Genomic DNA, 13862 nt, shown 5'->3' on the forward strand with positions numbered 1-13862 from the left:
GTAAAAGTAATTAAGACTGTTCCTGAGTTTTTGTATTAACAAACAATACGGTTATAGAGCCGATAAGCATTAATGAACCAGCCAGTACCATTATGTAAATACCATTGCCGTTGAATACGTTTTTTAATATTGGGCCACCAAATACGCCACTTAATATCTGAGGTATTACAACAGTAAGGTTGAATAGTCCCATGTAAATTCCTATACGCTTTGCTGGAATTGCTCCTGACAAGATCATATAAGGCATGGCCAAAATACCGGCCCAGGCAATTCCGATACCTATCATTGAAACGACAAGCATGTTTTTGTCATCGAATAAATACATGGACAGTAAACCAAGGCCACCAGCTAATAAAGAAAAGGCATAAATGGTTTTTCTATTGGTAAGGCTAATAAGCTTTGGTAGTACGATTGAGAACAAGGCGGCTGTTAAACTATAAATGGCAAAGCACAAGTTAACCCAGTCGCCTGCATTATTAAAAATAGCTCGTTCAGCATCGCTAGCTGTTTCTGCATTAAAATCAACAGCTACACCATAATAATGCTGCGAAATGGCTGTAGTGGCATACACCCACAATAAGAAAAATGGAAACCATGAGAACAACTGAACGACTGCCAATTGTTTCATTGTTTTAGGCATATTCATTAATAAAGTGAAAAAGCCTTCTTTCTTCTCTTTATCTTCTTGTGTAATGTTTTTATAAGCCTCAAATTCTTTAGGTGGGTATTCTTTTGTTTTAATTACAGTGACTAAAACACTAAGCAAAAGTAGTGCGCCGCCAATATAAAACGACCAAATAACCGATGGTGCTACTTGACCTGCTTCCGGGTTGTTTTCGATTCCACCCATTGCCAAAATAAAAGGCAAAGCAGAACCAATAACAGCTCCTGCATTAATTAAGAAGCTTTGAACAGAATAGCCAAGGTTACGCTGTTCTTCGGGTGTCATATCTGCAACCAGTGCCCTAAAAGGCTGGAAGGTGACATTAAAAGAACCATCCATTAGGGCGAGCATAGCCACACCAAAAAACAATACACCAGCACCACCTGCTTTCATTATTAAAGGCGCATTAGGCATAAAAAACATGGCAATCATCGAAACAATAGCTCCTCCTAATATATAAGGAGAACGACGCCCGATGCGTGTCCAGGTTTTATCACTGGCAGCACCAACAACCGGTTGTACAATAAGCCCCATTATTGGAGCAACTAACCAAAAGAATGACAAATTATGCGGGTCAGCTCCCAGGCTTGTTAAAATACGACTGGCATTGGCATTTTGCAATGCAAAGCCAAACTGTACTCCTAAAAAGCCGAAGCTTAAATTCCAAATTTGCCAAAATGATAACTTTGGTAATTGTTTCATAACTACGATGTTTTCTTTGTAAAATACCTAATAAGCGGCAACTATTCAAGAATAGCAGACCGGCTTATGCTGGTAACAAAACTTAATAGTGGTAAATCACACCTATTCTCTTGTAAAGAATCTACAAGCAGTATAAAAGGTATTAACAGGTAAGTCTCTTTTCAATTAAATCCACAACAAACTTAAGGGAAAAATTACAAAACGGCCAGCGAAAGTCGTTGCGGTGATTGGTTGTATCTTGATTGGAATCATTGTATTTACCTATTGCAAACGTTTGCGGAAATACTTTTAATGCACAGAAGAAAAAGTGGAAAATATTGTTGTAATATTTCTGCAAACGTTTGCGGTGCGTTTCAGTTTGAAAGCAGATTGTTGCAATAACACTATTCAAATCAGCCTTAAACTTCCTGAATAGCCTTTAAGCATTAAATAGTATGCTATTCTACTTCATTGAAAAAAATGTGAGGTTCATTAGAGACAGCCAAATAATAGATTGTAACCAGGCTAATACCTTTGTTGGTATAAACACACATTTAATACTTAGTAAGTTAACATTAAAGCTATATTAAATTCGATTCAATTCGAATTTAATATGAGTTTAGTATGACTTAAATATGAGATTACTATGTGTTTAATAACTGCTTGATATCATCATGGTAACTCGCTTAAAGCGATAAGACGTTTTACATTAAAAAGCCATTATCTATTGCGGATAATGGCTTGATATTATGATTTTGATAATTATTGAAATGCGATATATTAGCAGTTAAGGCTTTACGAAGTGTTAGCCGTTATCGTACGTTATGTCCCAATTGCGACGATGTGCGTTCAACCAGTTCAGGAGTAAATATCTTTGTTTCGAATTCTTCATCTTCAACCGTGCCTTCAATATGGCCAATTAATAAGCGCATGGCAGCCTGACCAATATCGTATCCTTTTTGCTCAACCGTAGTAAGTGGTGGATAGGCAATGTTGGCATTTGGCCCATCTCCAAAACCTGCTACTGCGATGTCTTTCGGAATTGAATAACCATTGCGTTGTAGTACCTGCATAGCTGCTATAGCAGTGCTGTCGTTAACCGCAAATATGCCATCTATTTCCGGTGCCAAACGAATAATGTCATCAGCCTTGGCAAACACAGCTTCGCGCGTGTCACATTTAATAATATAGCGATCATCACTTACGAGTTTATGCTCCTTTAAGGCACTGGTAAAGCCTTCTTTGCGGTTTTTTCCTATTAATAAATGTTGCGGGGCTGCCAGGTGCATTATTTTCTTACAACCTTTACCGATTAGGTGCTTTGTGGCAATGCGGGCACCTTCGAAGTCATCTGCAATTACACGATCAGAGCTAATCTGTTCACAAATCCGGTCAAAAAATACCACTGGAACGCCATTCTCACGCAAGTTTTCAAAGTGTGTAAATTCATGGGTGTTTTTGCTCATTGATACTAAAATGCCATCTACTCTGTTGTCAACTAATGCTTGCAGGTCAATGACTTCGCGCTGGTAGTTTTCGTTGGTTTGGCATATGATAGCATTGTAGCCACGGCCGTAAGCGACATCTTCAATACCACTAATTACTGATGAGAAAAAATGGTGTACAATTTCTGGTATGACTATGCCTATCGTATTGGTTTTACTGCTTCGCAAACTTAATGCTAAGGCATTGGGCCTGTAATTAACTTTCTCGGCAAATGTTTGGACTAACTGTTTGGTTTTAGGGCTGATATCAGGGTGATCTTTTAGGGCACGAGAAACAGTTGATGGGGAAATGCCAAGTATTCTGGCTATATCTTTTATTGTGATAGGTTGTGACTTCATACTTCAATTATGGATTCATTCTTTGCTGATAAAAACTAAAGATAATAAAATCACATTAACTGAAGGTGAAAATTAAAAAACAACAAAAAGTGTAAAATTTTAAAACATGTTTTATAACAGGTGTTTTTATTGCAAACGACACCGCAAACGACACCGCAAACGTTTGCGGTAATTTTTCTGCAAAAGAATGTATTTGAGTGTTAATAAATGTTTATACTTCATGATAATTTGCATATGTTTGTAGCATTCTTAGTGGTGAATTAAGCATAGTTTTAAAGGTATTAACAGAGTCACTTCTCAATTAATCCACAATTAAAAAATCCTTTAAAACGGATAACGGATGTTTAATTAATGAAATGCAATTGCAAGTTTTGCTATTTGTAATTTGTTTCAGATGATAAATAAAAATGTTTTATCAACACATGAAAATCTAGTTTTTATGAAAAGACAGTCAAATCTTTTTAAGTTACTGTTTATTATTGTTGCCCTTTTTAGCTTTTCAGCTATTAATGCGCAACAAATAACAGTGTCAGGTACAGTAACTGACTCAGTTGATGGTATGCCATTACCTGGCGTAACAGTTGCAGTAAAAGGTACCACCACAGGTACAATTACTACACCTGACGGAAATTATTCTTTAAATGTAGAAAGTGGGCAAACATTAGTTTTCTCATTTATCGGTTATAAATCACAAGAGATTGTAGCTGCTAATACAACTATTAATATCGCATTGGAAGAAGATGTGATTGGAATGGAAGAAGTTGTGGTTATCGGTTACGGTACAGTTAAAAAAGAAGATGCTACAGGCTCTGTAACTGCAATTTCAACAAAAGACTTCAATAAAGGAGCAATTACATCTCCACAGGAATTACTCGTAGGTCGCACACCTGGTGTTCAAATTACAAGTGCCGGTGGTGAGCCTGGCGCAGGAGCAACAATTCGTATACGAGGTGGATCGTCTCTTTCTGCAAGTAATGATCCTTTAATCGTAATTGATGGAGTCCCTGTTGATAATAGTATTGCAGGTATGAGAAATCCACTGACGACAGTTAATCCAAATGATATTGAAACATTTACAGTTTTAAAGGATGCTTCTGCAACAGCTATTTACGGTTCTCGTGCGTCAAATGGCGTTATCATTATCACTACCAAAACAGGACGTGAAGGTGCTCCATTAAGTATCTCATATGCAGGAAATATGTCTGTTTCTACAAAGGCTAATAGCATTGATGTATACGGAGCAGACCAATATGCAAGTTTAATTCGCTCTTATTATGGAGAGAACAGTGATGCCGCCAATGCTCTTGGATATAATGGAGAAATCTACAATACAGATTGGCAAGATCTTATTTATACGACAGCTGTAAGCCAAGACCACAATGTTGGTTTTACAGGTACTGCCGGAAGCTTCCCTATTAGAGCATCAGTCGGTTTTACAGATCAAAATGGTATTTTAGAAGGCGATAACATGCAACGTTTCACAGGTTCTGTTGGTTTTAACCCTTCATTCTTCAATAAGCATTTAAAAGTAAATTTAAATGCAAAAGGTATGCTTCTTGACAATACGTTTGCTAATAAAGGAGCCATAGGTACAGCTGTCTATTTTGATCCAACAAAACCAGTTCGAGTTGATGAGGCTGCTTATGAGCAGTTTGGTGGTTATTATACCTGGTTAGCAAATGATGGAACTCGTATGACATTGGCTCCGTCAAACCCAATTGGGCAATTAGAACAGCAATCTGATGAGAATACAGTTAATCGTTTTATTGGTAATGCACAATTTGATTATAAATTTCATTTCCTTCCTGAGTTAAGAGCTAATTTGAATGTTGGTATAGACTATGCAGACACTAATGGGGAAGTGAATACTGATAATACTGCAGCATGGACCCAGACTACGTTTAATGATTTACCAGTTAGTGGTTTCTATAGGGATTACAACGAAGAGAAGACGAACAAATTGTTAGATTTTTATTTAGAGTATGCCAGAACAATTGGTGACCATGATATAAAAGCTATGGGAGGATATTCTTGGCAGCATTTTCATACGGAGGGTTATACTCATGAAATGAACTTTTTTGAAGATGGAACTGAGAATATCACAAAAGATAAAACGAAAGATGGACGATATGCATCAGAGTATTATTTAGTGTCACTTTTTGGACGTTTGAATTATACATTCCAAAATAAATATTTATTTACCGCGACTGTGCGTCAGGATGGTTCTTCGCGTTTTCATGAAGATCAACGTTGGGGCTTATTCCCATCTTTGGCTTTTGCATGGAAAATAAAGGAAGAGAGCTTTTTACAAGATGTAAATTCATTAAGCGATTTAAAACTACGTCTTGGATATGGTATAACTGGTCAGCAAGATATTGGTTCGAATTACCCATATATGCCACGTTATACAATTGGAGACGAGCGTTCGCAGTACCTGTTCGGAAACCAATATTATACCACACTACGTCCAGAAGGATATGATGCTGAAATTAAATGGGAAGAGACAACGACTTACAATATTGGTCTTGACTATGGTTACTTAAATGGTCGTATTTATGGTACAATGGATTTTTACCATAGAGAAACAAAAGACTTATTAAACTTTATTCCGGTTCCTGCCGGAACCAACCTTACTAACGGTATTTTTACAAATGTAGGATCTCTAGAAAATACAGGTTTCGAATTTGCAGTTAATGTTAAACCAATTTCAAGGGCAGACTTTATGTGGGATATTGGATTTAACTTGACAACGAACAAAAATGAGATTACCAAGTTAAATAATAATGAAGATCCAAATTACAAAGGCGTTGAAACCGGAGGAATTGCTGGTGGTGTAGGTAATACGATTCAGCGCCATGCTGTTGGTCAACCTGTATCTTCATTCTTTGTTTACGAACAAGTGTATGATGATAATGGAAAGCCAATTGAAGGATTATATGTTGATAGAAATGATGATGGTGTAATTGATATTAATGATCGGTACTATTATAAAGATCCTGCCGCCAAGATGTTTATGGGTATTAATTCTCGTTTAGAGTATAAAGATTGGGATTTTAGCTTCGCAGGTCGTCTTAATTTAGGCAACTATGTATACAATAACGTAAACTCTGAGCGAGCACGCTACAATAACTTATTCGTCAATCCTGGATTTTTGAACAATTCAAATACTGAATTAAGTTTCAGTCAATTTACAGAAGCACAATATTATTCAGATTATCATGTCAAGAATGCATCATTCTTCAGGATGGATAATATTTCATTAGGATATACATTTAAAGGATTGGTTAAAGATAATACGACATTGCGTGTATCGTTTACTGCTCAAAATGTATTTGTGATAACTGACTATGATGGATTAGATCCTGAAGTATCAGGGGGTATTGATAATGATCTTTACCCACGTCCGCGTACGTTTATGATTGGTGCTAATTTCAACTTTTAATAATTGATGGACATGAAAAGATATATCAAATTTAATATACTTGCATTTCTTATTGCAACATTTGGAATGGTGTCTTGTACAGGAGATCTAGATACTCTTCCAATAGACCCGAATGAATCAACACCAGATATTATTTATGCTGATAAAGGTGCTTATAAGCAGGTTTTAGCTAAGTGTTATGCAGGTTTGGCCGTTAGCGGACAGCAAGGACCTGCTGGTAAACCTGATATTTCAGGTATTGATGAAGGTTTCTCAACATATCTGCGTCAATATTTTAAAGCGCAAGAACTTTCTACCGATGAAGCTGAGTGTGCATGGGGTGATGCAGGTTTGAGTGATTACCATGATCAAAACTGGACATCATCAAACCCATTTATAACAGCGATGTACAATCGTATTTTTTATCAGATAACTTTAGTAAATGAATTTTTACGTGAAGCAACTGATGCAAAGCTAGATTCACGTGGACAAAGTGACATTAAAGCTGAAGTAGCTGAATATAGAGCTGAGGCCAGACTCTTAAGGGCATTAAGTTACTTACATGCATTAGATATGTATGGAAATGTCCCTTTTGTAACAGATGAACATGTAGTTGGAGGAACTTTCCCTCAGCAGATTATGCGTGCTGATCTATTTAATTTTGTAGAAACAGAACTTTTAGAATCAGTTAATGATTTAAAAGAACCACAGGCTAATGAATATGGTCGTGTAGATAAAGCTGCTGCATGGATGCTTTTGGCTCGCTTATATCTTAATGCTGAAGTCTATGCAGGAACAGCTCGTTATGCAGATGCTGCCACTTATGCTAAGAGAACAATTGATGAAGGTGGATATAATTTATCACCAGAATATGCACACCTATTCATGGCAGATAATGATGTATCAGGTGCAGCTCAGGAAGTAATTTTTCCAATAACTTTCGATGGACAGAGAACTCAGACCTGGGGAGGAATGACCTATTTAATTGCCGCTGGTATCGGTGGAGATATGCCAAAAGATCAATTTGGGACTAACCAGGGATGGGGTGGTAATAGAACTACATCGGCTTTTGTAGATAAATTTGCGGATATTTCTGGTGACACTGATTCAAGAGCTATGTTCTTTACAACTAATCAGAGCCTTGATATCGTTGATCGTACACGATTCCAGGATGGATATGCCATTTCGAAGTGGAAAAACCTTACGTCTGATGGAATGGCTGGTTCAAATGGAGATTTTATGGATACTGATTTTCCGATGATTCGATTAGCAGAAGCTCATCTTATTTATGCAGAATGTGCTGTAAGAGGTGGTGCTGATCGTGTTATTGCTTTGGGTTATATTAATGACCTTCGATTAAGAGCTTATGGCGATAATTCCGGGGATTTAACTGACGCTGAAATGACAGAAAGCTTTATTTTGGACGAAAGAGCCCGTGAACTATATTGGGAAGGTCACCGAAGAACTGACTTAATTAGATTTGGACAGTTTACCGACGGTACCTATTTATGGCCATGGAAAGGTGGCGTTGCAGATGGTAAAACGACTGAAAGTTTCAGAAACTTATTTCCATTACCTGCAGCAGATGTAGGCGCCAATACGAATTTAAAACAGAATGAGGGTTACAACTAAAACTGAAGTTACAATGAAATATTTAAATATATTCTTAGCATTAATATTAACTGGTGGATTCTTAACATCATGTGAAGATGATATGGATCCTAAAGTTCCGGGAGATGCAGTAAGTCCGGTTCTTGAAGCACCTGCTTCAGGAGAAACCTACGTTCTTCAAAAAATAGATGAAGAAAACCAATTAACATCAATCGTATTTTCAGAAGCTGATTTTAAACTAGATGTAGTGACTGAGTACACAGTTGAGGTTGATGATGCTGATGGTAGTTTTGAATTTAGCAGAGTGGTTGCAACTGGTGTTAATTCCCCAATCGACTTAAAAGTTGGAACTTTCAATAAGTCATTATTAAATCTTGGATATGAGGGTGGTGAAGCTCACAATATTCAATTGCGTGTTGTTGCAGGTAATCACCTTGCATCAGAGCCAATTACAATGAATGTTACGACTTATTTCGATGCTGAACCATGGAGTGTTATTGGTAGTGCTGTTGGTGGTTGGGATACTGCTAACGATCAATATATGTCATATGATAAGGCTAATGATGTGTATCATATTACACTGGATATGGTTCCTGGAGATTTCAAATTTCGTGCACCTAAGAAAGACGATGGTGGTGATCCCTGGAAATATAATTTAGGATTAGAAGGAGGAAGTATAATCATTGATAATGGTGAAAACATTGTTCTTAAGGATGGTGGTGATAATGTTAAATGTTCTGGAGGTAATTATACTATTACTTTGGATGTTACAAACAGTAAATTTACTATTGTACAAAATTCTGCTGGTGAATTTACGAACTGGACTGATGTTGTGCTTGATGCAGTTGGTTCTGGAGTTAGTGGCGACCATCCGGATGCGATTGCAGACCCAAGTGGATGGGGTTGGGGAAATGTACTCCTTCCTGATAACGAAGGTAAACCTTCAGCAGATGGTTCAACTTATACATGGACATGGACTGGTATTATTCTTGAGGCTAATGAAGGCTTTAAGCTTAGAACACAAAATGGAGAAGCCTCTCCGGTGAACGGCATGAGTTTTGATGTTGGATTTGGAGCTGTGGATACAGATAATAGTTCTGATAAAGTTGCTGACAATGGAGGGAATATAACTGTAACAGAAAAAGGAGAATATTTAATTACTCTTGTTATTGATGCAGCAACTGGAGATGCAAAAGCAGTGACTATCAAAGAGTATGTGAAGTTTCCTAATGAATTATATTTTGTAGGGACAAACAACGGTTGGGATAATGCTGCACCGCATTACATTGGAATTAGCAATGCTGATGAAGGGAAGTATCTAGGTTTCCTTACTCTTGCAGATGATTCAGAAGTGAAAATATTAACAAACCCTGGTTCATGGGATGGATATGGAGCTGGCGCTAATGCTGGAGAATTGGCTGCTGGTGGCGGTAATATTGTGATGCTTAATCAACCAGGTTATGATGGTGCAGGCCAATATATCGTTAAATTTGACATCAACTTATTAACAATTGAACTCGTAAAAATAACAAGCGTAGCAATCGTTGGAGATGGTGCAAATCCGGGATGGCCAGATGATGGAGCCGGTACTAACCAGGGAGTTGAATTAACCTATGATGAGACGAATAAGAAGTTTACAGGTACAGTTGGTTTTAATGCTACAGGTGAATGGAAATTCCGATTCAATAATTCATGGGATTACAATCTTGGAAATAATGACAAAGATTTAACTAAATTAACTCCGGGCGGAGGTAATTTTGATACTCCAGGAGCAGGAGATAAAACAGTTAGCTTATTCCTTGAATCTACAGCGCAATATAACGCCACTGTCGAGTAACATAAATTAGTATAGATGATAAAAAAGCCGCCCCTTGTGGCGGCTTTTTTTAAATTAATACCTATGAGCAATAACTACATAAAGTTTTTAAAGAGGATAAGGTGTGTATTGGTCACCTTTTTTGTGTTTGGGGCAGCTAATGCTCAGGTAGTGACCTCCGATCCCGCTATACCTATTGAATCCAATCGTGTGACAATTACCTTTTATGCAGATAAAGGTAATGAGGGCTTGAAGGATTACACCGGGGATGTATATGCTCATACGGGCGTTATTACCGATAAAAGCTCCGGAGGTAGTGATTGGAAATATGCACCAACTTGGGGTGATAATGATGCCAAATACAAGATGACTCGCACGGCTACAAACACATATACTTTAGAAATTACACCCAATATACGTGATTATTATGGTGTAGCTGCGGGTGAAGTAATTGAACAAATGGCCTTCGTTTTTCGAAGTCACGATAATTCTAAAGAAGGAAAGGATACAGGTAATAAAGATATTTTTGTAGATGTATCAGCAGAAGAACTGTCAGTTAGCATTGTAAAACCAATCAACAATAGTATACATGAGAGAGGTTCAACAGTACAGCTGCAGGTTGATGCATTACTGAATGATAAGCTTGAGGTTAAAATTAATGGGGATCCAGTAGTAAATGATGCAATTAGCACTTTTACTTATGATATTACCAATGTGCAGCTCGATGAATATGTCATAGAAGCTATTGCTACTGGTGGTTCAGATGTGGTAAATGTTTTCAGTACTTTTTTTGTAAAAGGAGATGTGGTGACTGAGCCAATGCCCGACGGATTACGCCGAGGTGTGAATGTTATTGACGAATCTACTGCAACCGTAGTTCTTTTTGCGCCAAACAAAGAGTATGTTTATTTAGTTGGTGATTTTAATGATTGGGCACCATCAAATGCTGCCATGATGAAGAAGGATGAAGATTTTTTCTGGTTAAGCATTGATAATCTGGATGCCAATGAAGAATATGCTTACCAGTTTTGGATTGATGGCGATGTTAAAGTCGCTGATCCATATGCTACTAAGGTGCTTGATCCCTGGAACGACAAATACATACCTGAAAGCATATATCCGAATTTAAAAGATTATCCTGACGGGCAAGATGAGATTGTGAGCGTGTTCACAACGGCCGATCAAACCTTTAACTGGGAAGTACCTGGCTTTGTAGCTCCAGAACCAGATAAACTTATTGTTTATGAAGTCCTGATTCGTGATTTTACCGATAATCAGGATATTAAAACCATCACCGATACCTTGTCTTATCTGAAACGACTTGGAGTAAATGCCATTGAACTGATGCCTTTTAATGAGTTTGAAGGTAACGATAGCTGGGGCTATAATCCATCATTTTATTTTGCCACCGATAAGGCTTATGGAACGGTTGAGGATTACAAAATATTTATTGATGAGTGCCACAAGGAAGGTATTGCAGTGATTATGGACATGGTATTGAATCATTCGTATGGGCAATCGCCATTTGCGCGAATGTATCTGGGTGAAGATGGTAAGCCATTAAACAATCCATGGTATAATACAGACCATAATATGGCAGAGCCGGCTGCTCAATGGGGGTACGACTTTAATCATGAAAGTATTCATACACAAGAACTGATTGACAGTATTTGTTCTTATTGGATGAGTGAATATAAAATCGATGGTTTCCGATTCGATTTCACAAAAGGTTTTACCAATACGCCATATCCGGTTGGGGATTGGGCAAGTAAATATGATGCTGACCGTATTGCTATTTTGAAAAGGATGGCCAGTGCAATTTGGTACAGAAAAGATGATGCTTTGGTCATTTTTGAGCATTTATCTGAAAACAGTGAAGAAAAGGAGTTGTCCAATCATGGTAATGGTATTTTATTCTGGGGTAATGCCAATCATGACTATAATGAAGCAACCATGGGATATCCTTCGAATCTTAGGTGGGTATCGTATGAAGAACGTGGTTGGGACGTACCTGGCATCATTAATTATATGGAGAGTCATGATGAGGAGCGCCTGATGTATAAAAACCTTCAGTATGGCAATTCGGAAGGTGACTATTTTGTTCGGGATTTAAAAACGGCATTACGCAGATGTGAAGCAGCAGCAGCATTTTTCATTCCTGTTCCGGGTCCTAAAATGATATGGCAATTTGGTGAGTTAGGCTTTGACTTAAGTATTAATCGTTGCACCGATGGAAGTGTGAGTGATGATTGTCGCTTATCACCAAAACCTGCCAAGTGGGAGTATGTGGATGATGAAGATCGAATGCGTTTATTCTCCGTTTATCAATGGCTAAATGAGTTAAAAACAAATGAACCAGTTTTTGCCACTGATGATTTCACCCTGAATGTTGCTAATGCCACCAAACGTATTGAGTTAAATATGAGTGGCAGTGATGTGCGCATTATAGGTAACTTTGGCGTTGAGGCTGCCTCAATAACACCTAACTTTAGTACTAAAGGTAAGTGGTACAATATTTTCGTTAAAGACAGTCTGCAAGTCAATGATACACAAATGGAGGTTATGTTGCAACCGGGCGAATATGTGATATACAGCCAAAAGAAATTAAGTGGTTTTGATACGCATACTTCTTCAAAGGATGACTTAATTGAAAAGCAACTTGTTGTATCTCCCAATCCATTTAGTTCAGAGGTGTCCATTTCTTTTGACGGACAAGGACACAGATATGAGCTATATAATGTAACAGGAGCAAGAGTGAAAAGCGGACAGCTTAATCAACAACGATTAACTTTTAATTGGAGTGATTTGCCATCGGGGCATTACATCATTCGATTAGAAGTCGATAATGAAGTCTTGATAAAGAAATTACTTAAACGATAACAAACAGGGGCCTTAGGATTTTAAAATCTTAAGGCCTTTTTTTAGGTATGTGGAGCAACTGTTCATTGAATAATTATTGGGTCATGTCGATATGAAATTTAACACCTCTAATCGCTCATCTCTCGTTTGTTTACTTCCCTTCGGCTTTTAATAAGGTTTTTAGGGTGTATAAGAATATCCTGAAATCAAGGCGCAAAGAGTATTTTCGCATGTAAAACAATTCTAGTTTAAGGCGTTGAAGCATCTCTGTTTTATTCTCAGCATAGCCAAACAAGACTTGCCCTAACGAAGAGATGCCAGGTTTTACCTTAAGTAGCTCAATGAATGCCGGCTCTTCCTTAATCAGTTGCTCAATGTAGAACTGTCGCTCAGGGCGTGGCCCAATAACGGCCATTTCACCTTTAATAACGTTTAGAAACTGAGGAAACTCGTCAATACGCCATTTGCGTAAGAAGCGACCAAATGGAGTAACTCTTACATCATCTGATGAGGATAATGCGGGGCCATTCTTCTCAGCATCCACATACATGGTTCTGAATTTTAGAATTTGAAATGGCTTACCATTTATGCCAATGCGCTCTTGCTTATATATAGCAGGGCCATCTGATTCCGTTTTAATTTTCCAATAAATTAGTGGTATTAATGGCGTGATGCACACGATTCCTGTAAGTGATATTAATATGTCACTTGTTCTTTTTATAGCTGATTTTGTTCTGGACCATACGGGCACTGAAATGATATGCGTGCTTTTATGCTCTTTAATAGCGCGCTCTAATTCATGTTCAAAAACGTATGTATAGCCAGGTGCTATTTGCATCAGTGTTTCCCTTTCTTTCAACATTTCCCAAAATACATCTGTACAATCAAAAACGATATTGGTTTTAAATTATTACATGCATCTGAAATATTTTACCTCAGTTAATGTCTAGTTGTTTCATTATTAGG

The 13862-nt window shown here is 37.6% G+C and carries 7 protein-coding genes; 4 read left to right on the top strand and 3 right to left on the bottom strand.

Annotated elements, in window-relative coordinates; genetic code table 11:
* Positions 1–10: 10 nt before the first annotated feature.
* Positions 11–1366, bottom strand: a complete 1356-nt coding sequence (locus JIV24_RS06245) for an MFS transporter (RefSeq protein WP_200464163.1) — start codon at positions 1364–1366, stop codon at positions 11–13.
* A 791-nt stretch (positions 1367–2157) separates the two neighbouring features.
* Positions 2158–3189 carry a LacI family DNA-binding transcriptional regulator gene (locus JIV24_RS06250; RefSeq protein ID WP_200464164.1) on the bottom strand — a complete coding sequence of 344 codons (1032 nt, stop codon included), beginning with the start codon at positions 3187–3189 and terminating at the stop codon, positions 2158–2160.
* Positions 3190–3628: 439 nt separating this feature from the next.
* Between JIV24_RS06250 and JIV24_RS06255 the strand changes: the two genes are divergently transcribed.
* From JIV24_RS06255 to JIV24_RS06270, 4 genes are all read left to right on the top strand, one after another.
* On the top strand, positions 3629–6631 hold the full coding sequence (locus JIV24_RS06255; protein WP_234445728.1) for a SusC/RagA family TonB-linked outer membrane protein: 3003 nt from the start codon (positions 3629–3631) through the stop codon (positions 6629–6631).
* Positions 6632–6643: 12 nt separating this feature from the next.
* On the top strand, positions 6644–8242 hold the full coding sequence (locus JIV24_RS06260) for a RagB/SusD family nutrient uptake outer membrane protein (protein ID WP_234445729.1): 1599 nt from the start codon (positions 6644–6646) through the stop codon (positions 8240–8242).
* A gap of 13 nt (positions 8243–8255) precedes the next feature.
* Entirely contained in the window at positions 8256–10058 is a 1803-nt protein-coding gene (locus JIV24_RS06265) for a SusF/SusE family outer membrane protein (protein ID WP_200464167.1), read from the top strand.
* A gap of 63 nt (positions 10059–10121) precedes the next feature.
* Entirely contained in the window at positions 10122–12917 is a 2796-nt protein-coding gene (locus tag JIV24_RS06270; RefSeq protein WP_200464168.1) for an alpha-amylase family glycosyl hydrolase, read from the top strand.
* A 130-nt stretch (positions 12918–13047) separates the two neighbouring features.
* Here JIV24_RS06270 and JIV24_RS06275 read toward each other — a convergent pair whose 3' ends face one another.
* Positions 13048–13758, bottom strand: a complete 711-nt coding sequence (locus JIV24_RS06275) for a sugar transferase (RefSeq protein WP_200464169.1) — start codon at positions 13756–13758, stop codon at positions 13048–13050.
* Positions 13759–13862: the final 104 nt, after the last annotated feature.

Origin of the sequence: Carboxylicivirga marina, assembly GCF_016612505.1 — a bacterium.
Lineage (GTDB): Bacteria > Bacteroidota > Bacteroidia > Bacteroidales > Marinilabiliaceae > Carboxylicivirga > Carboxylicivirga marina.